Raw genomic sequence first — 19,177 nt, forward strand, 5'->3', positions numbered from 1 at the left:
TAAATTAAATCAAAATGGGACGACTTAGAAGACAGCTATTTGACAATTATAGCAATTATAATGAAAACACAACGAATAACGAACGTTACAACATAGCTTACAGAAGAGTAAAAAGAATAAAAGGTTTCTACACACACTTAACCGTATATATTCTGGTAAACATATTTATTCTGATTCCTGACACAAACCAAGGGATCTTTGGGAATGAAGAATTCTGGAGATGGGAAAACTTCTCAACGACTTTATTTTGGGGAATTGGCTTGGTAATACATGGATTGTCTGTATTTGGAAAAGACATCTTTTTTAGTCTGAGTTGGGAGGAAAGGAAAATAAAAGAATACATGAAAAAAGAAGCCGATCAAAAATGGGAATAATTTTTATTATTCTCAACTAAATAAAAACATAAAAAATATTTTCGAATTAAATCTTTACCACTACTTTTAACCAACCAAAACTCTCTACAAACCAAAAATGAGAACAATAATTATAGAAGACGAAAAACCAGCTGCTCGGTTATTACAACGCAAACTAGATAAAATAAGTGTTCCTGTGGTTGTAATGCTTCACTCTGTTGCAGAAGCAATTGAATGGTTTTCTCAAAATGAACATCCTGATTTAATATTTCTTGATATTCAATTGTCCGATGGATTGTCGTTTGAAATTTTTGAAAAAATAGATATTAAAAGTGCTGTGATTTTTACAACTGCTTATGATGAGTATGCTTTAAAAGCCTTTAAGCTTAACAGTATCGATTATCTCTTAAAACCAATAGACGAAGATGATCTAGATATAGCGGTTACTAAATTTAAATCTCGTTTGCCAAAAATAGAAAACGCTACACAAAATCTTGAAATCAATTTTGAACAAATTAAAAAAATGCTTTCAAATCCTTTTGAAAAAGTTTATAAAAAAAGATTCACTATTAAAGTTGGGCAACATTTAAAAGTTATTATAACCGATGAGGTAGAATGTTTTTTTAGTGAGAACAAAGGCACTTATTTACATACTACAGATAATCGAAATTACTTAATCGATTCTACTTTAGAAATTTTAGAACAAGAACTTGATCCAAAAGACTTCTATCGTGTCAGCCGTAAATTTATTGTTCCGCTTCCTGCTATCAAAGAAATTGTCTTGTATAGTAATTCACGTCTAAAAATAATTTTACCTACTTATAAAGACGATGAGGTAATTGTAAGCCGTGAGAAAGTTTCTGATTTCAAGAACTGGATTGGCTAGTTTTTAATAGATATTTTTATTCTGTGGAAAGAATTAAACAGATTATAAATCTTTGCGGTTAACTTCTTTCCACAGAATAAAAATATTTTCTAATTCCTATCATTACAAAAATCAGGACAGAATACCCTATAAAAAAAGGAGCTATATATTCAATGCCATCCATTGCCAGCATAAGTGCTATAATCAATAATTGAAAACCTAATCCGTATAAGGAAACAAAAGTCATAAACCAGTTTGGGAATCTTTTAACCTTATATGCATCATTATCAAGTGTGTGGATTATTTTATCAAAAAGTCCATATACAATCGTATAAACCTGATGTAAAAAAACAACTGCTTTTTGATTTTCTCCTGGTAAAGCTTTAGGGATTTTATCTTCAAAAATCTTACTGGTTGTATCTCCTCCAACTGATTTATTTCGCAGAATCACATAATAATAATTGTATAATGTGCCTTGCAACTGAATGCAAAAAAAGGCAAGTATTGTAATCGAAAAAGTTGTTTTAGAAACATGACATATACTTATCAAAAACAAGAAGTTCAAGATAATATCAAATATACTATCAAGGTACCTTCCTGTATAGGATGGCGTTTTTTTTATACGCGCCAATTCTCCATCGGCAGCATCGATAATAGACTTTAATATTATAAAAAAACCAGCTAAATAAAAGTGATTTTCCAAAATACAATAAATTGCAATTAATCCCGAAATCCCAAAAAGCAATGTTACATCTATAGGTGTAAATCGTGTGTTTTGTAACTTTTTCGCAAAAAACCTTCCAAAAGGCCTTCCATAATCTGATAAATCATAAAATTTATCTTGTGCTGCAAGTTTTGACATCTGTATTTTGTAAACAAAAGAGTTGCGACAATATAGTCAGTATAATTTATGAATAAGAATTATTATTTACTTAATCTATGTAATGTGTATGTCATTGCACTTAAAAGGAAAAACGCCATTATTTGGTGAATTAAACCTAATGCAATCGGAACATGATATAAAAGCGTAAAAACACCTAAAATAAATTGCAAAAACACAAAAACAACTAATATTTTAATCCCTGTAGATTGCGTCTTATTAAGAGCGAATTGTGTGCTTTTAAAGTATAAAAAAAGGATAATAGCAACAACTACATAAGCAAATGTTCTATGTACAAACTGAACTCCACTTTTACCTTCTATTAAATTTTTAATAAGCGTAGGTTGTTCAATGAAAACAGAGTCATGAATAAATTCTCCGTCGCTCATTAATGGCCAATGATTGTGAATTAATCCAGCATTTAATCCGGCAACAAATCCTCCATAAATTATTTGTATCAAAAGAAAAACCAAAGCTATCCTCGCAATGTTACGAAGAGTAACATTAATAGTAATTCTATTCCTTTCAGGATAAATTAAATCCAGCGCCACCCATAATGTGTAAGCAAAGGTTATAAATGCAAAAGTTAAATGTAGTGAAAGTCTAAAATGACTTACATCTGGATTATCGATTAAGCCGCTTCGTACCATAAACCATCCTAAAAAACCTTGGAAACCACCCATTGCCAGAAGAACAATACATTTTTTTATTATGGAATTATCTAATTTCTTCTTGATTAAAAAATAAACAAAAGGAATAAAGAAAACCAACCCAATGATACGTCCGATAAAACGATGAAACCATTCCCAGAAATAAATCATTTTATAATCTGAAAGCTGAAAATCATTATGAATATTAATTTTTTGATATTCTGGAAACTTTTTATATTGCTCAAAAGCCTCATTCCACTTTGCCTCACTCATAGGCGGAAAAGTATCTGTTACCAAGTGCCAATCAGTCATTGACAATCCTGAATTTGTTAATCGGGTAATCCCTCCTACAACAACCATTAAAAACAATAAAAAACATCCTGACAATAGCCAAATGATTACTGATTTATTTTCTCTTTTCATTTTATTTTCTTGAGCTACAAAGTTGCAAAGATGCAAAGTTGCAGAATCTCCTATTTTTGGGTTAATAAATAAACTTTTTATATTTAATTTAATTAAGGTACTGAAACACTGAGAAGCTAAGTGACTACGTTTCTCAGAACCTCTAATACTTTGCAACCTTAACCAATCCTAACTTTTTCCCTTTTTTTAGCATAAATTCGTATGCTGCTTCATATTCATTTGGGATTTCACCTTCGAGAATAGCTTCTTTTATGGCCTCTTTTAGGACTCCTATTTCTCTGGAAGGTTTTAAATTATAGATTTCCATAATCTCTTCTCCCGAAATTGGCGGCTGAAATTGGCGAACATGATCACGTTCCTCAACCTCAACAATTTTCCTTCGTACAATTTCAAAATTTTTATGGTATTTCTTGAATTTACCAGGGTTTTTAGTAGTTATATCTGCTTCACATAAAGTCATTAAATTCTCTACATCTTCACCAGCATCAAAAACTAAACGGCGAACAGCACTATCTGTCACAATATCTTGTGATAATACAATTGGTCGTGAACTCATGATCACCATCTTTTGCACAAACTTCATTTTGTTATTCAATGGCATATGCAAACGCTCAAATATCTTTTTGACCATTTTCCCACCTAAAAACTCATGTCCGTGAAATGTCCAGCCTTGTTTTTTGTTAAAACGTTTCGTTGGTGCTTTTCCAATATCATGCAATAAAGCCGACCAACGCAACCAAACATCATCGGTATTTGGACAAATATTATCGACAACCTCTAGTGAATGATAAAAGTTATTTTTATGTGTGTGCCCTTCTATTTCTTCTACTTGATTCAAAGCTGTTAATTCAGGTAAAATAATATCAAGAAGCCCTGTTTGAAACAACAATAAAAAGCCAATTGAAGGTTTATCTGTAGAAAGAATTTTATTTAATTCATCGACAATTCGCTCACCTGAAATGATATTGATTCGCTCCGCATTTTTAGTAATTGATTGCAATGAATTTTCTTCAATTTCAAATCCTAGTTGATTTGCAAATCGAATGGCACGCAGCATACGTAATGGATCATCAGAAAAAGTAATATCTGGATCCAGAGGAGTTTTGATGATTTTATTTTCTAAATCGGTTAATCCATCAAAAGGATCTGATAAATCTCCGAAAGTAGCTTTATTTAGTGATAATGCCAATGCATTTATAGTCAGATCACGGCGATTTTGATCGTCTTGAAGCGTCCCATTCTCTACAACAGGATTACGACTTTCAAAATGATAGGATTCTTTTCGTGCTCCAACAAATTCAATTTCAGTATCTTCAAACCGCAACATTGCTGTTCCGTATGTTTTAAAAACCTGTACTTTTGGTTGTTTTGGTAGTAATTCTGAAACTTTTAATGCCAATTCTATTCCACTTCCTACAGCAACTATGTCAATGTCTTTTTTGGAATCTCGATTTAAAAGTAAGTCTCTTACAAATCCTCCAATTACATAACTTTCTACATTAAGTTCTTGAGAAGCCTGCGAGATAATTTCGAAAATTTTATTTTGCAGAGCTCCTTTATAATTTATTTCTTTAGCCACGAATTCTCTAATTTTTATAAAATAATAGTAAAATAATATATAGCTAATTTTACCATGCGCAAATTTACAACATACTATACGCCTTTTATAATCTAAAGCACACTTTTTTTAATATTTAGCATTTTCAGCTATATAATTTCATTAAAAACCAGATTAAAATAAATTATTTTATCTCTTTATTATATTCATTAATACAATGGATCTATATTACTATCGAACAAATCAATCTATATCCGTTCTTTTTTTGATTTCTATTTGTACTTTTGGGACTGTACAAAAAAGTAGAAAATGAAAATTGTTATATCACCAGCGAAGTCTTTAAATTTCGAAAAAGAATTACCAACTTCTCAATACACTGAAGCTAGCTTACTAAAAGAAGCCAGACAAGTTCATAAAGTTTTAAAACAAAAAAAACCTTCCGAGTTATCTGAATTAATGCATATTTCAGATAAATTGGCTCAACTAAACTGGGAACGCAATCAGGAATGGAAAACTCCTTTTACTCCCGAAAATGCTCGACCAGCAATATTTACTTTTGACGGTGATGTATATACTGGCTTAGACGCTTATACAATTCCTGTAGAAAAATTAGATGTTTTACAAGACAAACTTCGCATATTATCTGGTTTGTATGGTATTTTAAAACCATTAGATTTAATTCAAGCTTACCGATTAGAAATGGGAACCAAATTACCTATTGGCGAAGCAAAAAACCTATATGAATATTGGAAAGAAACCGTTACAAAAAAGCTAAATAAAGAACTCAAAAAAGAGGAGTTATTTGTAAATCTTGCGAGTAATGAATATTTCTCTGCTGTAGATGTTAAGGCTTTAAAAGTTCCTGTAATTACTCCTGACTTTAAAGATTATAAAGACGGGAAACTCAAGATTATTAGTTTCTTTGCCAAGAAAGCCAGAGGAATGATGGTACGTTACATTATAGATACCAATGCTGAAACTATTGATGATCTAAAAGGTTTTAATTATGAAGGATATCATTTTGATGCCAATCTTTCTAAAGGAAATCATTTGGTTTTTACACGATAAAACTTATTATTAAACAAAAAACCGTCTCATTCTATAAAGAAAGAGACGGTTTTTTTATATAAATATAAAATTGTTATTTAGCAGTCCAAGTATTATTTTTTGGCGTAGCATCTACAAAAATTCCACCATCAACTGTTATTGATTTAATTTTCTTGGTAGCATTAAAAATAACGCTAGTATTCTTTTGATTTTTTTCCCATACCGCAGGTGTTTGATGCAATGTCTCTTTTGTGTTGTCTGTATAAACGATATTTACATCAAAAGGAATTGCAAATCCTCCTTGATTCTTAATTGTTACAATAGTTTTCTTAGCTTTAGTATCTACTTTATCTAAAACAATATCAATATAGTTATTCGTAAAAAACCAATTATTAAAGAACCAATTCAAGTTTTTTCCTGAAGCGCTATTAAATGAATTAAAATAATCCCAAGGAATTGGGTGCTTACCGTTCCAATTATCCATATAAGCATGTAATGATTTTTTAAAAAGATCGTCACCAAGTAAATCTTTTAAAGCCAAATAAGACAATGATGATTTACCATAGGAATTATTGCTATATCCAGCATCAGAAACTTGTGTTGACATTGCTATTATTGGCTGGTCTTGTTCTGCTGATGGATCATTAATATATCTATTTACTCTGAACTTTTTATAAAATTCATCTGCTGCTTCTTTACCACGTTGTGATATACCTATTAAATATTCAAATGTAGTAGCCCAACCTTCATCCATAAATGCATAACGTGTTTCGTTTGTTCCCATATAAAAAGGGAAATAAGTATGTGCCACTTCGTGATCTTGAACCAATTGTGCAAAAACAGGGTCTCCCATCTGAGAATCGTTACACATCATCGGGTATTCCATATCTGCAAACCCTTGAAAAGCTGTCATTTTAGAAAACGGATAAGGGATTCCTGGCCAATTATTCGAAAACCAATCTAATGCATATCTATTGTTCTTTACAGAAACAACAAAATCAGTTCCTTTTACATCATAAGCTGCCTGAACACTTGCACGACGATTTGTTTTATTATCTACAATAACACTACTTGCATCCCATAAATAATGATCACTTAAACCAAAACAAACATCTGAAATATTTTTGGCCTCAAATTTCCAAATATTCCAATCGTTCTGCTTAGTAACAATACCACTTTTCATTTCTTGCTCATTTGCTATATGCAAAATGGCATCAGTACTATATGATTGCTTTAATCGTGCTGAAAATTCTGGTTGCAAAACCTCATCTGGATTCAATAAATCTCCTGTTCCATAAACCACATAATTCTTAGGTGCCTTTACAGAATATACATAATCATTGAAATCATTATAAAACTCTTGGCGGTCTGTATGTGGCAACATATCCCATCCGTTATAATCATCCAAAACCGTAACACGAGGATAGCTATAAGCAACAAAAAATGTTGTATTATCTATTTGTCCTTCTCTTCCACTTTCTTTAGACAACGGATAATTCCAATCGATATTAATTGTAATTTTAGAATGCGGAAGCATTGGTTTATTCATTTCTACACTTCCTACAGTTCCCCAACTTCTTCCATCTTCTTTATACGTTTCGCCTTCGATTATTAAAGATGTAATTGTTAATCCTTCACTCAAAAAATAATCACTCACTGTTCCGCTTCTTGGTGATGACGGCTTATGAAGGTTATTTACAAATCGAATCGGCAAATGTTTTAATGTATCATTACTATTATTTTCATAAATAATAGTTTCAGTTCCGCTTACGATTTTAGTATCTGGATTTACTGTTAGATCTATTGTATATTTGCCATGATTCTGCCAATAGTTCTTACCTGGTTTTCCATCCATTGAGCGAGTTCCGTTTTTGTATGCCGCTTTAATATTTCTTGGCATATACAATTCTTGTGCAAAACCATATTGTGCTATGCATAGAAAGGCAAATAATAATAATTGAGATATTTTTCTTTTCATAATTGGTAATTGTTTTTAATAATTATAAATCACGTTCTTAATATTAGTTCTGAATCTTTTTGCATTGTTACAATTATACTTAAAATTTATTCTATTATCTCATATATCCATCAAAATAAAGATCTTGAATTACAGAAACAGAAATCGTTTCTAAATTAAGCAAAAAAACCGCCTTATTCCCAAAGGATCAAGACGGCTTTAAACATTAAAAAATAGCTACTACAAGATATAATCGGTATTTATAAAATTCGATTCTTTACTATTTAATAATTCTTGCAAAATGGCATTATTGTAATCATTATCTTTTGATGCTACAAAGGTTCTAATAGAGAACGAACGCAATGCATCGTGAATACTTAAGGTTCCTACAGCCGAATCTTTACGACCTGTAAACGGGAAAACATCCGGTCCTCTCTGGCAAGAACTATTCAGGTTTACTCTACACACTAAGTTTACCAAAGTATCTATAAGTGGTGCAATAGTCTTAATGTCTTTTCCAAACAAACTCACTTGTTGTCCGTAATTTGACTCAGCCATATCGTTCAAAGGTTCTTGAATATCTTTGAAAGTTAAAATCGGTACTACTGGTCCAAATTGTTCTTCGTGATATACTCGCATTTTTTTATTTATAGGGAATAAAACGGCAGGAAATATATAATTCTCTGTACGTAATCCTCCTTTTTCATTAATTACTTTTGCTCCTTTATGAGTTGCATCATGAATTAACTCCTGTATATAATGCGGTTTTTCTGGCTCTGGAAGTGGCGTTAGTGAAACCGATTTATCCCACGGATTCCCAAAAACCAAAGCATCTACTTTTGCTGAAAAGCGTTTATTAAATTCTTCGGCTATAGATTCGTGTACATATAAAATCTTCAAGGCTGTACAACGTTGTCCGTTAAATGACAATGTTCCTGTTATACATTCCTGAATTGCCAAATCTAAATCGGCATCTGCCAAAATTATCGCAGGATTTTTTGCTTCTAATCCTAATACTAAACGCAATCTGTTTTTATTCGGATGTTGATCTTGTAATGCAATAGCCGATTTACTATTTCCGATTAAAGCCAGAATATCTACTTTTCCTGATTTCATAATTGGCGATGCTACCTCTCTGCCTCTACCATATACAATATTGATTGCTCCTTTTGGAAAACTACTCCTAAAAGCTTCTAATAAGGGCGATATTAATAAAACACCATGCTTTGCTGGTTTAAAAATTACAGGATTCCCCATAATCAATGCTGGAATAAGCAATGAAAATGTTTCGTTCAGTGGGTAATTATACGGGCCAAGACATAATACAACTCCAAGAGGTCCTCTTCGTACCATGGCATTTATACCTTGTACTTTGGTAAAGCTTGCTCCACTAGTATTTAATTCTTTATAACTTTCGATAGTATCGTAAATATACTCTACTGTTCTATCAAATTCTTTCTCAGAGTCTCCTAATGATTTTCCGATTTCCCACATCAATAGTTTTACAACTTCAGTACGGGTAGTTTTCATTTGAGAAACAAAATTCTCCATACATTTTATACGATCCACTACTTTCATTGTAGGCCATAAACCTTGTCCTTTGTTATAAGCCGCAGTTGCTGACTCAACAACCTCTATAGCTTCTTCCTCTCCCATAAAAGGAATAGATCCTAATAGAGTTGGCGTATATTTTTCGGTAGAAGAAATTGTAGAAAATACAGGTGTGGTTTGTCCTGTCCATTTTTTTAATTCTCCATTTACGAGATAGGTATCCTGTATCAATGGAGAATTTATTTGGTATTCCTCTGGTATAAAACTCATTATTTGGTTGTTTTAGTTTTTTGGTTATTAGTTTTTATAAAACAAAAAAGAGGCATGCGCCTCTTTTTTGTTTATGGTGTTACGGTATCTCCTTCCCAGGCCAGTATTCCTCCTAATAAATTGTAGGCGCTATTAAACCCCATCTCATTCATTATTTGGCACGCTTTAGCGCTTCTGGCTCCAGAACGGCAATACACATAATAGTTTTTATTTTTATCTAATTCTTCTAGCTCATATATAAAAGCCTGTCCTTTATTGATATCAATATTAAGAGCATTTTCTATATAGCCATCATTATATTCGTCTTCAGTTCTTACATCAAGTATAACTGCATTTTCGTCAGCTTCAAACTGAGCTACCCAATCTTCTTGTGATAAATTCATGATATCGTATTTTCAGGTAAAATTACAACGTTTTTAGCAAACAATAAACCCCATATTTGCAAATTATGTTATAATTCATAGAAAACGTTTTAGCAAACATATAATAATCAATGAATTCTAGCTTCTACAAATTATTTTTAAAAATATAGTCTATAAAACCCATAGAAAACAGGATATTATTATTTACAAGAATTAGCCACTAAACATATATCCTATCTAAACTAATACCATAATAATCGGCTATATTTGTAATAAATTATAATTTTAAAACTCAATTTGATAAAAAAATATAATTTTAAAATTTAATTCTATCTAAGAAATTAAGTTTTAAAAAACTAAGATTTTCTTAATTCCTTAATGGTGAAATTATTATTTCTCTCAGTGTTAAAAAACAACTCATGCAAAACCCTTTAAAAAGTATTTTTCCAAATTTCTCTAATGAATTAATTTCAGCTATCGAAAGCAATGCTACTATACAGGATTCAGAAGCTGGAACAATATTAATGCGAACTGGGCAATACATAAAAAATACCGTTTTGATAACCAAAGGCAAAATCAAAATATATCGTGAAGGCGAAGATGGCGGTGAGTTTTTTATGTACTACTTACAGCCAGGACAAGCTTGTGCTATATCGATGATTTGCGCCACTAAGAGCGAAAAAAGCCAAATTATGGCTAAAGTAGTCGAAGATGTTTCAGTAGTCATGATTCCACTAAACTTAATGGATAAATGGATGATGGAACACCGCAGCTGGTACGAGTTTGTAATAGAAACATACAGAAACCGATTTGAAGAAGTGCTAGAAGTTGTAGATAGCATCGCTTTCCGATCTATGGATGAACGATTGGAATTTTATCTCAAGCGCCATAAAGATGCTTGCGGCTGTAACGAATTAAAAGCATCTCACCAGGAAATTGCTACTGAACTCAATACATCAAGAGAAGTGATTTCGAGGTTACTCAAAAAAATGGAACAACGTGGTTTGGTAAAATTGAACCGAAACCAAATTGAACTTTTAAAATAAATTTGTTTGCCCAATCTCTTGCAAAAACAAGTAACAAAAGCCAATTTAATCTGTGAAATCTGTGCTAAAATAATAAAACCTCTTATGTGATAAATGTTACAGTGCCTTACGATTTAAGAAACAACCTTTGTATCAAAACAAACAGCAATGGAATATTTAGGTTATTTTGCTTCAATTATCATAGGAATATCATTAGGTTTAATTGGCGGTGGAGGATCTATACTAACGATTCCTATTTTAGTTTATCTATTTAAGATAAATCCTGGGCAAGCAACAACCTATTCTTTATTTATTGTTGGCCTTACAGCTTTATTTGGGAGTTATAGCCATTATAAAATGGGAAATCTCAAACTAAAATCGGCACTTTATTTTGCTGTTCCATCCGTTATTTCCATATTAATTATACGAGAAGTAATCTTCCCACATATCGCAGCAACATTATTCTCTGTTGCTTCCTATACTGTTTCTAAGGATTTTTTAATCATGCTGATTTTTTCGATATTAATGATTACGGCAGCAATTTCGATGATCCGAAAAAACAAACCAGAACTAAAAACAACTACAACAAATTATACTCAACTAAGCATAATTGGATTTATAGTTGGAATTGTAACCGGTTTTCTTGGTGCTGGCGGAGGTTTTTTGATCATTCCTGCCTTGATATTCTTTGCTAATCTGCCGATGAAGCAAGCCGTAGGGACTTCACTGCTTATTATTTTCATAAATTCTTCTATTGGTTTTGGTGGAGATTTATATATCGGAACTCCTGTAGATTATAACTTCCTATTAAAAATATCAGGTATTGCACTTTTAGGGATGCTCATAGGAACACAACTTTCTAAGAAAATTGATGGCGCTAAATTGAAACCAATCTTTGGTTGGTTTGTACTTGTTATGGGATTTTATATTATTACAAAAGAAGTTTTCTTTTAAGAAGAAGTTCCAAGCGGATAGTTTTTTAGTTTTACTTGTTTAGTAATCTTTGTCAGAGTTTTAAACTTTGACAAAGATGAAAAACGCTCTATTTTGAGGTTATGTTTAGAATTGTATATTAAAAAAATCATTGAATAATAGTAAGGCCAAAGAAACTTTTTTCAGTACATTTAACTTGATACTGATATTACGAATCAACCTTATGGCTAAAACAATCGAACAATTTGAAGAAAGTTTATTTACAGAAAATGATGGAAGTAAATTTTCTAATATAAAAGACAAACTAATAAAAAGCTTCTCCCCGTCTGACAGAGAAAAAGTTATCGAAATTTTTATCCAATATTCTAAAAATGGCAAAATGCTACATTGGAGAGAATTCTTATTGACTGATATTATTAATCTAGTCAAAGAAGACGAAACAAATTATAGTGACTTCTTCGAATGGACAATTACAAAACCAGAACTTACTTATTGGGGAATCGATGGACTCACAAAAACAAAAGGAATAAAAGCATATAAAACGCTCATTGAATTAGCTCAAAACGAAAGCTTGCCAACAGACGTTCGAGCAAAAGCTATCAAAAGTATTGCCACACACAGCAAACAGCCTTTTGACCGTGATTTACCACAAGATCCTGGTTATTGGAAAATTGAAAACTTTAGGATTAACGAATTATTAGATTGGAAAAGCAAAGAATACAAACTAGGTTCAGGTTATAAAGAACCTCAAACTCATCCATCATTAAAGAATCCAAAAACAGAACTAGAAAAAGCAGTTTCTAAACTAGACAACAAATTAAAAATAGAAAGAAGCAAGCAACAAGATTTATCAAATCCTTCGGATTGGCTGGCTATAGCAGATAAAAACAAAATTGAAGCAATAGAACAAAAATGGAAACTACCCGAAAATTATCTGTTATTTCTTAAAAACTATTCTCCAATCAACGTGTTTATTGATAATGAAAAATTCTTTCAAGGATTGAATTTATATGGAGCAGATGATTTAATCAAATCTCAAAATGGCTATTCATTTAACTCAATGACATCTGAAATTCTTAGTGATTGGCCACCCAATTATATTGTAATTGCCGATGCTGGCGCTGACCCATATTGCATTGACATCTCAGCTATCACAAACAACGATGCCCCAATTTACACAAGTATGCACGGAAATGGAAAATGGGAATTCGAAAAATACGCAGACTCCTTCGTTGATTTTTTAAAAGATATTATAGAGTAACTTCTTCAATATTCTTTAATCTGTGACAATAAAATAAATAGCCATCGATTAAAACCGATGGCTATTTACAAAAACTGATAAATCGATTCGTTAATATTCTTGGATAAAAACCCTTAATGCTCACCATACCCAATATCGTCCATTTTGCCACTGAACACTTTATATTGAATTACGAAATATACAATTACCAAAGCCAAAGCGATAAAAAACCAACTCATCCCTACAGATAATCCATATTCATGAGCTGCTGCATTGTAAATCGTTAAGGAAGGATTTACATTATTTGTTGATGGTAATACATTCGGGAAAATTGAAACTGCCGTTGAAGCAAAACCTCCAACAAGAAATAAAGTCGAGAATACAAATCCAGATCCATCTTTTTTATAGGTGCGCACTTTAAATAAACCGATAATCCCAATAAAGGTAATCAAAGGAAATATCCATAGAATGGGCGTTTCAATAAAATTATGAAATGGTTTTGGCTCAATAAAATGCCAGATTTGCAAGGATATAAATACCAAAATCAACAATACGATGTTAAGTTTAAAAACTACATTTTTAAGCTTTTCATTTAATGAAGAATTGGTTTTAAAAATAATCCAGTTTGCTCCATGAATAGTAAGAGCTACTACACTCACAATCCCCAGAAACAACGTAAACCAATCGATAATCCCTAATTCATTGGCTTGCGGACTAAATGTAGGATTCCACAAAGGCAAAAAGAAGAAATGAGCTTCTTGAGTCGAAACTCCATTAACAACCATTCCTAAATTTACACCACGAACTATATTTCCTAAAGCAATTCCGAAGAATAAAGCTAGTAATAAGCTCGCAATTCCGAATGCTTTATCCCAAACCACTTCCCACATTGGATGATGAATTTGTCCGCGCATTTCGAGTCCTATTGCTCTAAAAATAAGCAACCATAAAATCATAATCAATGGTAAATAAAACCCACTGAATGAAGAAGCATATAATATTGGAAAAGCAAAAAACAAAACTCCTCCAGCTGCAATAATCCATACTTCATTAGCATCCCAAAAAGGACCAATTGCATTTGTTATTGCTTTTTTATCTTTTTCTGTTTTCGCAAAAAATAAATGAATAATTCCTGCACCAAAATCATAACCGTCTAATACAATGTACACGGCTAGAATTCCCATTAAAACTACGTACCAAAAAAATTCCATAATTATATTTTTTCTGTGTGAGGTCCTTTATTGATGATTTTCCCAACCAAAAGTAAAAACAACATGCCCAATAAAAGATATAATCCTATAAATCCTAACAATGTAAACAATGTATTCCCTGAAGAAACTGTTGGAGAGCCACCTTCGGCAGTACGCAATAAATTATAAACCAACCAAGGCTGACGTCCTAATTCGGCAGTGTACCATCCAGCGGTATTAGCGATATACGGAAACGGAAGCATAAAAAGCAGTGACCATAAAATCCATTTGGTTTCGAATAACTTTTTCCTGCAAAGCTGAAGAACTGCAAAAGCCATCAATCCAATAAATATCGTTCCCAATCCTACCATGATATGATAGGCATAATAGAGTCCCGAGATATTAGTTGGATGAATACTTTCATCAAACTGATCTAATCCTTTAATTTCTTCATGCCAGCTTCCGTATGTTAGGAAACTCAAGATATTTGGTACTGCTATTTTATTATCAAGTTTTTTATCTTTTACATCGGGCTGACCTATAAGAACAATTTCAGATCCTTTTTTCTCAGTATGAAAAATTCCTTCCATAGCAGCAAAAGTCACCGGCTGATATTTTACAACATTTTTAGCTAATAAATCACCTGTTGGAACAGCTACAATTACACAAGAAATCAATCCGAAAATGACCCCAGTCTTAACGAATAACTTCCCATAAGCAAGATTCTTTTTGCTCAAAATATAAAAAGCACCAATTCCTGCAACAACAAATGAGCTCGTTACCATAGATGCAGCCTGATTATGCAAATAAGAAGGCCATAACCAAGGATTAAGAAATAAGGCTTTAAAATTGGTTAATACAAACCTTCCGTTTTCAAGAATTTCATACCCCACTGGATTTTGCATCCAGGAATGTGTTGCTATTATTAAATAACCACTCGCCCACGAACCAATACAGATTAATAATCCAGTGACAAAATGCCATTTATGCCCGAGCAGTTTTTCGCCAAATAAAAACATTCCAAGAAATGATGATTCTAAGAAAAAAGAAAACATCCCTTCCATAGCAAGGGTTTGTCCGATAATCCCTCCTGTTAATTCTGAAAACTTAGCCCAATTGGTTCCAAACTGAAATTCCATCGGGATTCCCGTAACCACACCCATTGCAAAATTCAATGCAAAGATTCTCATCCAAAAATGAGTGGCGTGATTGTATTGTTCTTCTTTTGTTCGGAGGTATTTCCATTTAAAATATACAATGATTAGTGAAAGTCCCATTGTAAGTTGCGGAAAGAGGTAGTGAAAGGTTATGGTAAATGCAAATTGCATTCGGTCATAAAAAAGCATTTCTTCCATACTAGCGTATATTATTTTATTATGAGGTCTCGCAAATTTACCTATTAAAACTAACATAAACTACGTATAAAAACACTTTATCACCTTGCCTTTGTTAAAACTTTTAGCTACTTCAAAAATAGTTGAATCGTATTTTTTTTAAACGTCTAAGCTATATAAGTTTATTTAAGTTTTGCTTTACGATGATTAGTATGATGCTTATATTTACTTACATAACCTATATGGTTAATTTTTTTTCTAAATACCGAAAACAAATTTGTGTAACATTAGTCACTGGCTAAACAAAAAAACTAACTTACCTTTGCTAAACATTATTTAAGATTACACAACAATGAAAATTGAACAAATTTATACTGGATGTTTAGCACAAGGAGCTTACTACATTACCTGTAATGGAGAAGCTGCTATTATAGATCCGCTCAGAGAAATACAACCCTACTTAGACCGTTTAAATCGTGATCAGGTAAAACTAAAATACATTTTTGAAACTCATTTCCATGCCGATTTCGTTTCTGGACATGTTGATTTGAGCAAAGAAACTGACGCACCTATTATTTATGGTCCAAATGCTGAATGTGGATACGATTGTGTTTCTGCAACCGACGGACAGGAATTTAAACTAGGAAACATAACCATAAAAGCGTTGCACACTCCTGGCCATACAATGGAGAGTACTTCCTATTTATTAATAGATGAAAGCGGAAAAGATTATGCGCTTTTTTCTGGAGATACTTTATTCATAGGAGATGTTGGCCGTCCTGATTTAGCTCAAAAAGCCGCTGGAATGACACAAGAACAATTAGCAGCAATATTATTTAATTCGCTACGAACAAAAATAATGACTTTGCCAGATGATGTTATTGTATATCCGGCTCATGGTGCAGGAAGTGCTTGTGGTAAAAACATGAGTAAAGAAACAGTATCAACAATTGGAAATCAAAAAGCAACCAATTATGCTTTGCGTGCTAATATGACTGAAGCCGAATTTATTACTGAAGTAACCGATGGGTTATTGCCTCCTCCTGCTTATTTTAGCATGAATGTAGCAATGAACAAAAGTGGTTACGAAAGTTTCGAATCAGTTTTACACAATGGAATGAAAGCTATAAAAGTGGATGAATTTGAGGCTATAGCCGAAGAAACTGGCGCTTTAATTTTGGATACCAGAAACAACAGCGATTTTAGCAAAGGATTTATTCCGCAATCAGTGAATATCGGTATCAATGGCGATTTTGCTCCTTGGGTAGGTACTCTAATTGCCGATGTAAAACAACCTATTATATTAGTAACCGAAAATGGATTGGAAGAAGAAACTGTAACTCGATTAAGTCGTGTAGGTTTCGATTCGATTATCGGACATCTTGAAGGTGGATTTGATGCATGGAAAAATGCAGCTTACGAAATTGATACCGTAAACAGAATTACTCCTGACCAATTTGCAAACGAATTCAAACCTGAAGAAAATAAAGTAATCGACATTCGTAAAGAAACAGAATACAGTGCCGAACATATAGAAGATGCTTACAACAAACCATTGGCATATATTAATGACTGGGTAAAAGATATTGATCCAAAAGAACATTTTTATTTGCATTGTGCTGGTGGGTACAGAAGTATGATAGCCGCATCGATATTACAAGCACGCGGATTTAGAAACTTCACCGAAGTTGAAGGTGGTTTTAATGCTATTGCAAAAACTACAATTCCAAAATCTGATTTTGTATGCCAAAGTAAGATTTTAAAATAAAATAAGTAGCAGAGGTACAAAGTGACAAAGGTTTTAGCCTTTGTTGCTAAAAATCCTAAAAGTAAACTTTAGAGATGAATACGAATTATTATAAAAACTGGGAAACCTGTATTGAATTTATTGAAAAAGGAGAAATTGAAAATGCTGAAAATTTTTCTCTAACTGTTGCATCAGAATTAACTGTTCCACAAGATTTAATAAACAAAATCATGGCAGTCAATTTGAAAAGTTATGAGAAAAAAATTGAAGAAAAAATGGATGAGTGTATCCAACGTGCTACTTCTGAAAAAGCCGAAGCATTATGTTTATACTACAGCCTAGATAATGGTTGGGATAGTACAATGTACATTTGCAAAAATTATACTCATGAAAATAGTCAATGGATTTCTGGTTCAAGAGATTGGATTGACATTGGTAAAGCAAGAGGATTTTCAGGAATTTATAAAAAAGATGCTGAATCTGCCTTTTTCGCTGATAAAATTAGCTCAGGAATTTGTATATTATTAATGCTAAGAACAACAATTGCTTTTTATAATGTTGCAATGAAGTTCAAAAATTGTGGCTTAAAACTTTGCATCACTGCAACCGAAAGCGATTTTGTCAGGGTCTTATAAAATTTACATATTAAAAGAAAAAAATATTTATTAAAATAAAACTTAAAAATGAATCTACTAGAAATTATAAAAGAACCTTGGCCTTGGTATGTTTCAGGTCCGTTAATTGGTTTAACTGTTCCTATTTTATTAATTTTTGGCAACAAAGCATTCGGAATTAGTTCGTCTTTACGCCATATATGTGCCATGTGTATTCCTGCAAACATTTCATTCTTTAAATACGATTGGAAAAAAGAAAGTTGGAATTTATTTTTTGTATTCGGAATATTCTTAGGTGGAGTCATTGCGACTGCTTTCTTATCAAATCCGAATGCTATCGAAATAAACTCGAAACTTACTACTGAATTAGCTACTTATGGTATTACCGATAATTCAGGATTAATGCCTGCACAGCTTTTTTCATGGGAAAGTTTATTAACATTACGTGGATTTATAATGATTGTAATTGGTGGTTTTCTTGTAGGTTTCGGAACGCGTTATGCTGGCGGATGTACAAGCGGACATTCAATCATGGGAATTTCTAATTTACAATGGCCATCATTAGTAGCGACAATTTGCTTTATGATTGGCGGATTTGTTATGGCAAACCTGATTCTTCCTTACATACTTTCACTTTAAATTCTTAAAAATGAAAATTTCAAACTTAAAATATATGCTTGTCGGAATTGTATTCGGCATAGTATTCGTAAAAGCCGAAATCATTAGTTGGTACCGTATTCAGGAAATGTTCCGTTTACAATCTTTCTTTATGTATGGCGTAATCGGAAGCGCAGTTGCAGTAGGAATGCTATCTGTTTTTTTAATAAAAAAATTTAAAGTAAAAACTATTCAAGGAGAAGAAATCAAGATTGAGCCTAAAACGTTTAGTAAAGGTCAGATTTATGGCGGATTATTATTTGGTTTTGGTTGGGCTATTACTGGAGCTTGCCCTGGCCCTCTTTTTGCACAAATAGGAACTGGAGTTACAGTAATTTCTATAACCCTATTAAGTGCAATACTAGGAACTTGGGTTTATGGTTACTTTAAAGACAAATTACCTCATTAAACAATCGAGCAGCGAAAAACATTGAATGCATCAAATTAGAGGAGTAATAAAATTTCCTCTATTAGATATATCAAAAAAATAACCCCACAGATTTAAAAATCTGTGGGGTTAT

At 32.3% G+C, this 19,177-nt stretch carries 18 protein-coding genes; 10 read left to right on the forward strand and 8 right to left on the reverse strand.

All coding sequences use genetic code 11. The annotated features are described in order from the left end of the window. Positions 1–14: 14 nt before the first annotated feature. Positions 15–374, forward strand: a complete 360-nt coding sequence (locus IUY40_RS05040; protein ID WP_195735775.1) for a 2TM domain-containing protein — start codon at positions 15–17, stop codon at positions 372–374. A gap of 97 nt (positions 375–471) precedes the next feature. Beyond that, positions 472–1,239 (forward strand): LytTR family DNA-binding domain-containing protein, encoded by a 768-nt coding sequence (locus IUY40_RS05045; protein ID WP_195735776.1) that lies wholly within the window; start codon positions 472–474, stop codon positions 1,237–1,239. A gap of 58 nt (positions 1,240–1,297) precedes the next feature. On the opposite strand, the gene IUY40_RS05050 is transcribed toward IUY40_RS05045, so the two are convergent. The 3 genes from IUY40_RS05050 to IUY40_RS05060 all read right to left on the reverse strand — a co-directional run bounded on the left by IUY40_RS05050 (position 1,298) and on the right by IUY40_RS05060 (position 4,738). Beyond that, positions 1,298–2,080 carry a CDP-alcohol phosphatidyltransferase family protein gene (locus tag IUY40_RS05050; RefSeq protein ID WP_195735777.1) on the reverse strand — a complete coding sequence of 261 codons (783 nt, stop codon included), beginning with the start codon at positions 2,078–2,080 and terminating at the stop codon, positions 1,298–1,300. Between the two features lie 62 nt (positions 2,081–2,142). Next, positions 2,143–3,171: a COX15/CtaA family protein gene (locus tag IUY40_RS05055; protein ID WP_195735778.1), complete on the reverse strand. Its 1,029-nt coding sequence runs from the start codon at positions 3,169–3,171 to the stop codon at positions 2,143–2,145. A 142-nt stretch (positions 3,172–3,313) separates the two neighbouring features. After that, positions 3,314–4,738, reverse strand: coding sequence for an HD domain-containing protein (locus tag IUY40_RS05060; RefSeq protein ID WP_195735877.1), 1,425 nt, complete (start codon positions 4,736–4,738; stop codon positions 3,314–3,316). Between the two features lie 300 nt (positions 4,739–5,038). On the opposite strand from IUY40_RS05060, the gene yaaA reads away from it, so the two are divergent. Beyond that, positions 5,039–5,797 carry a peroxide stress protein YaaA gene (gene yaaA / locus IUY40_RS05065; RefSeq protein WP_195735779.1) on the forward strand — a complete coding sequence of 253 codons (759 nt, stop codon included), beginning with the start codon at positions 5,039–5,041 and terminating at the stop codon, positions 5,795–5,797. Positions 5,798–5,870: 73 nt separating this feature from the next. Here yaaA and IUY40_RS05070 read toward each other — a convergent pair whose 3' ends face one another. From IUY40_RS05070 to IUY40_RS05080, 3 genes are all read right to left on the reverse strand, one after another. Then, positions 5,871–7,754 carry a M1 family metallopeptidase gene (locus tag IUY40_RS05070; protein ID WP_195735780.1) on the reverse strand — a complete coding sequence of 628 codons (1,884 nt, stop codon included), beginning with the start codon at positions 7,752–7,754 and terminating at the stop codon, positions 5,871–5,873. Between the two features lie 219 nt (positions 7,755–7,973). Next, a complete protein-coding gene (locus IUY40_RS05075) occupies positions 7,974–9,554 on the reverse strand; it encodes an NADP-dependent glyceraldehyde-3-phosphate dehydrogenase (protein ID WP_195735781.1) in 1,581 nt (526 codons plus the stop codon). A 71-nt stretch (positions 9,555–9,625) separates the two neighbouring features. Next, complete coding sequence (locus IUY40_RS05080) at positions 9,626–9,937, reverse strand: rhodanese-like domain-containing protein (protein ID WP_195735782.1); 312 nt, start codon at positions 9,935–9,937, stop codon at positions 9,626–9,628. A gap of 398 nt (positions 9,938–10,335) precedes the next feature. Between IUY40_RS05080 and IUY40_RS05085 the strand changes: the two genes are divergently transcribed. The 3 genes from IUY40_RS05085 (at position 10,336) to IUY40_RS05095 (ending at position 13,135) form a co-directional block, all read left to right on the forward strand. Then, positions 10,336–10,962 carry a Crp/Fnr family transcriptional regulator gene (locus IUY40_RS05085; RefSeq protein ID WP_195735783.1) on the forward strand — a complete coding sequence of 209 codons (627 nt, stop codon included), beginning with the start codon at positions 10,336–10,338 and terminating at the stop codon, positions 10,960–10,962. Between the two features lie 147 nt (positions 10,963–11,109). Further along, positions 11,110–11,895, forward strand: coding sequence for a sulfite exporter TauE/SafE family protein (locus tag IUY40_RS05090; protein ID WP_195735784.1), 786 nt, complete (start codon positions 11,110–11,112; stop codon positions 11,893–11,895). Positions 11,896–12,097: 202 nt separating this feature from the next. After that, positions 12,098–13,135 (forward strand): SMI1/KNR4 family protein, encoded by a 1,038-nt coding sequence (locus IUY40_RS05095; RefSeq protein ID WP_195735785.1) that lies wholly within the window; start codon positions 12,098–12,100, stop codon positions 13,133–13,135. 113 nt (positions 13,136–13,248) lie between these two features. Here IUY40_RS05095 and cydB read toward each other — a convergent pair whose 3' ends face one another. Both cydB and IUY40_RS05105 read right to left on the reverse strand, forming a co-directional pair. Next, positions 13,249–14,325 (reverse strand): cytochrome d ubiquinol oxidase subunit II, encoded by a 1,077-nt coding sequence (gene cydB / locus IUY40_RS05100; protein ID WP_195735786.1) that lies wholly within the window; start codon positions 14,323–14,325, stop codon positions 13,249–13,251. Between the two features lie 2 nt (positions 14,326–14,327). Further along, positions 14,328–15,659: a cytochrome ubiquinol oxidase subunit I gene (locus IUY40_RS05105; protein WP_195735878.1), complete on the reverse strand. Its 1,332-nt coding sequence runs from the start codon at positions 15,657–15,659 to the stop codon at positions 14,328–14,330. A gap of 331 nt (positions 15,660–15,990) precedes the next feature. Here IUY40_RS05105 and IUY40_RS05110 point away from each other — a divergent pair, with 331 nt between their 5' ends. From IUY40_RS05110 to IUY40_RS05125, 4 genes are all read left to right on the forward strand, one after another. Then, on the forward strand, positions 15,991–17,406 hold the full coding sequence (locus IUY40_RS05110) for an MBL fold metallo-hydrolase (RefSeq protein WP_195735787.1): 1,416 nt from the start codon (positions 15,991–15,993) through the stop codon (positions 17,404–17,406). 74 nt (positions 17,407–17,480) lie between these two features. Next, positions 17,481–18,020: a hypothetical protein gene (locus IUY40_RS05115; RefSeq protein WP_195735788.1), complete on the forward strand. Its 540-nt coding sequence runs from the start codon at positions 17,481–17,483 to the stop codon at positions 18,018–18,020. Between the two features lie 48 nt (positions 18,021–18,068). Further along, positions 18,069–18,638: a YeeE/YedE thiosulfate transporter family protein gene (locus IUY40_RS05120; protein ID WP_195735789.1), complete on the forward strand. Its 570-nt coding sequence runs from the start codon at positions 18,069–18,071 to the stop codon at positions 18,636–18,638. Positions 18,639–18,648: 10 nt separating this feature from the next. Further along, on the forward strand, positions 18,649–19,065 hold the full coding sequence (locus tag IUY40_RS05125; RefSeq protein ID WP_195735790.1) for a DUF6691 family protein: 417 nt from the start codon (positions 18,649–18,651) through the stop codon (positions 19,063–19,065). The last annotated feature ends 112 nt before the right edge of the window (positions 19,066–19,177 follow it).

The sequence above is a fragment of the Flavobacterium sp. ALJ2 genome (genome assembly GCF_015594725.1).
GTDB lineage: Bacteria > Bacteroidota > Bacteroidia > Flavobacteriales > Flavobacteriaceae > Flavobacterium.

Coding starts and splice junctions, on each gene's coding strand:
- IUY40_RS05040 (WP_195735775.1), top strand. CDS start 15: ATGGGACGACTTAGAAGACAGCTATTTGACAATTATAGCAATTATAAT.
- IUY40_RS05045 (WP_195735776.1), top strand. CDS start 472: ATGAGAACAATAATTATAGAAGACGAAAAACCAGCTGCTCGGTTATTA.
- IUY40_RS05050 (WP_195735777.1), bottom strand. CDS start 2,080: ATGTCAAAACTTGCAGCACAAGATAAATTTTATGATTTATCAGATTAT.
- IUY40_RS05055 (WP_195735778.1), bottom strand. CDS start 3,171: ATGAAAAGAGAAAATAAATCAGTAATCATTTGGCTATTGTCAGGATGT.
- yaaA (WP_195735779.1), top strand. CDS start 5,039: ATGAAAATTGTTATATCACCAGCGAAGTCTTTAAATTTCGAAAAAGAA.
- IUY40_RS05070 (WP_195735780.1), bottom strand. CDS start 7,754: ATGAAAAGAAAAATATCTCAATTATTATTATTTGCCTTTCTATGCATA.
- IUY40_RS05075 (WP_195735781.1), bottom strand. CDS start 9,554: ATGAGTTTTATACCAGAGGAATACCAAATAAATTCTCCATTGATACAG.
- IUY40_RS05080 (WP_195735782.1), bottom strand. CDS start 9,937: ATGAATTTATCACAAGAAGATTGGGTAGCTCAGTTTGAAGCTGACGAA.
- IUY40_RS05085 (WP_195735783.1), top strand. CDS start 10,336: ATGCAAAACCCTTTAAAAAGTATTTTTCCAAATTTCTCTAATGAATTA.
- IUY40_RS05090 (WP_195735784.1), top strand. CDS start 11,110: ATGGAATATTTAGGTTATTTTGCTTCAATTATCATAGGAATATCATTA.
- IUY40_RS05095 (WP_195735785.1), top strand. CDS start 12,098: ATGGCTAAAACAATCGAACAATTTGAAGAAAGTTTATTTACAGAAAAT.
- cydB (WP_195735786.1), bottom strand. CDS start 14,325: ATGGAATTTTTTTGGTACGTAGTTTTAATGGGAATTCTAGCCGTGTAC.
- IUY40_RS05105 (WP_195735878.1), bottom strand. CDS start 15,659: ATGGAAGAAATGCTTTTTTATGACCGAATGCAATTTGCATTTACCATA.
- IUY40_RS05110 (WP_195735787.1), top strand. CDS start 15,991: ATGAAAATTGAACAAATTTATACTGGATGTTTAGCACAAGGAGCTTAC.
- IUY40_RS05115 (WP_195735788.1), top strand. CDS start 17,481: ATGAATACGAATTATTATAAAAACTGGGAAACCTGTATTGAATTTATT.
- IUY40_RS05120 (WP_195735789.1), top strand. CDS start 18,069: ATGAATCTACTAGAAATTATAAAAGAACCTTGGCCTTGGTATGTTTCA.
- IUY40_RS05125 (WP_195735790.1), top strand. CDS start 18,649: ATGAAAATTTCAAACTTAAAATATATGCTTGTCGGAATTGTATTCGGC.